General features: G+C 66.4%; 2 protein-coding genes. Both read right to left on the bottom strand.

The window, feature by feature from the left end:
- Positions 1-1,254: ABC transporter ATP-binding protein (locus IJH84_RS04630; protein WP_295140616.1), on the bottom strand; the 1,254-nt coding region annotated here is incomplete at its 3' end.
- A 547-nt stretch (positions 1,255-1,801) separates the two neighbouring features.
- Positions 1,802-2,046: 50S ribosomal protein L7/L12 (gene rplL / locus IJH84_RS04625; protein ID WP_295140613.1), on the bottom strand; the 245-nt coding region annotated here is incomplete at its 5' end.

Genomic DNA, 2,046 nt, shown 5'->3' with positions numbered 1-2,046 from the left:
GGGTTGATTCGCCGGACCGGGTTGATTCGCCGGACCGGGCTGGTTCGCCGGCCCCGGCTGGTTGGCCGGGCGGGGTTGATTGGCAGGACGGGCCTGGTTGGCCGGGCCGGGCTGGTGCGCCGGCGCCTGCTGGTGCTGCGGCGCGGCTTGCTGCTGGTGCTGCCCGGGCTGCTGGTGCTGCGGCGCTTGCTGCTGCGACGGAACCCGAGCCACATCGGCGGTCGGCAACGACCCGCTCATCGACGCGGCCGGAACCGGCGCAGCACCCTCGCGAATGCCGTAGTACTCGCGGTCTTTCGCGCTGAGGCTGTTGACGATCTCGCGCTGAGCTTCCGGGGGCAGCGAACCGAGATTCGCCATCACCCGGTTCTGCCTGCGCCGCACCGCGGCCCGCTCCGGCAGTCCCGCGGTGGCCTCCAGCTGCGGAATGATGTGCGGCACCCGCGACTCGTCCTGCAACTCCGCGAGCTCGGCGGCGGCCTGCCCGGCGTCCTTCTCCTCGCTCATCCCGATCGGACCCTGCTTGCGGCCGTTGAGGAACTGCTCCACCACCGGCTCGGTGGAGGTCAGCAGCATTTCCCGCGGCCCGTACATCGCGAGGTTGCGGCGGAACAGCATTCCGATGTTGTCCGGCACCGTGCGCGCGGTGTTGATGTCGTGCGTGACGATCAGGCAGGTCGCGTCGATCTGCGCGTTCAAGTCGACGATCAACTGATTCAGATATGCGGTGCGCACCGGGTCCAGACCGGAGTCCGGCTCGTCGAACAGCAGGATCTCCGGATCCAGCACCAGCGCGCGCGCCAGGCCCGCGCGCTTGCGCATACCGCCGGAGATCTCACCGGGCAACTTGTCCTCGGCACCGATGAGACCGACCATCTCCATCTTCTCGAGGACCACTTCGCGGACCTGCGACTCGCCCTTGCGGGTGTGCTCGCGCAACGGGAACGCGATGTTGTCGTAAAGGTTCATCGAACCGAACAGCGCACCGTCCTGGAACAGCACGCCGAACAGCTTGCGCACCTCGTAAAGCTTGCTCTCCGAACAGTCGCAGACGTCCACGCCGTCGATCAGCACGCTGCCCTGCTCCGGTTTGAGCAAGCCGACCAGCGATTTCAGGAACACGGATTTGCCGGTGCCGGAAGGTCCGAGCAGCACGCTGATCTCCCCGGTCGGCAGGGTCAGCGTTACGTCCCGCCAGATGGTCTGCGCGCCGAAGGACTTGGACAAGCCCTCGACCGTCACCTCGACACCCATCCGGCACCTCCGCGTTCCGTCGTTGGCCGCGTTGCTCGTCGGCAGCGCTTCCGCCAGGTGCAGTAGTGCAACCCGGCCGGGAGCCTCGCATACGTGACTCGACTAACGAACGTCAGTAGCGTCACACCTGGCTAACGAGCGAGACCCGGACAGGTTACTCACGAGTTCAGTTGATTCCCAGAGGCGCACCGAAACTGTTCCGAAGTGTCCGAAACCATCGATCCGGCGGCCGAAATGATCAAGCGTTCGTGCGCGGAGCGCAAAAAAGCGGGCACTCTGCGCGAGTACCCGCTTGCAAAACCTTGCACGGCAGCCGTTTGAGCGGCAGCCGCATCCCGCGACGCCGAACCGCGGAACAGTCCGGCCGCCCCGCGAATCGTTATCGGATCGAACCTGCGGTCGTCGGCCACCGCGGATGAATGCGCGCGGAACGCGCGACAAAAGCCATTCGACGGGCGCGGAACGCGCGCCCGGGCGAACTATTCCGGAAAACGGAAAAGCCGACCGGTCCCGGGACCCCTGCGGCCCCGGGACCGAACGGTGAAGATCACTTCAGGGAGATCTTGGCGCCGGACTCCTCCAGCTTGGCCTTGGCGTCGTCGGCCTTCTCCTTGTCGACCTTCTCCAGGACGACCTTCGGGGCGCCCTCCACCATTTCCTTGGCCTCCTTCAGGCCAAGGCCGGAGACGACCTCGCGGACGACCTTAATGACCTGGATCTTCTTGTCGCCGGCGTCGTCGATGACGACGTCGAACTCGTCCTGCTCCTCCTCCTCGGCGGCCTCGGCACCGG

The organism is Saccharopolyspora sp. (assembly GCF_017434145.1).
Classification (GTDB): Bacteria; Actinomycetota; Actinomycetes; order Mycobacteriales; family Pseudonocardiaceae; genus Saccharopolyspora_C; species Saccharopolyspora_C galaxeae.
Note: the sequence above shows the minus strand (reverse complement) of the source record. Positions and strands in the feature narration are given on the sequence as shown.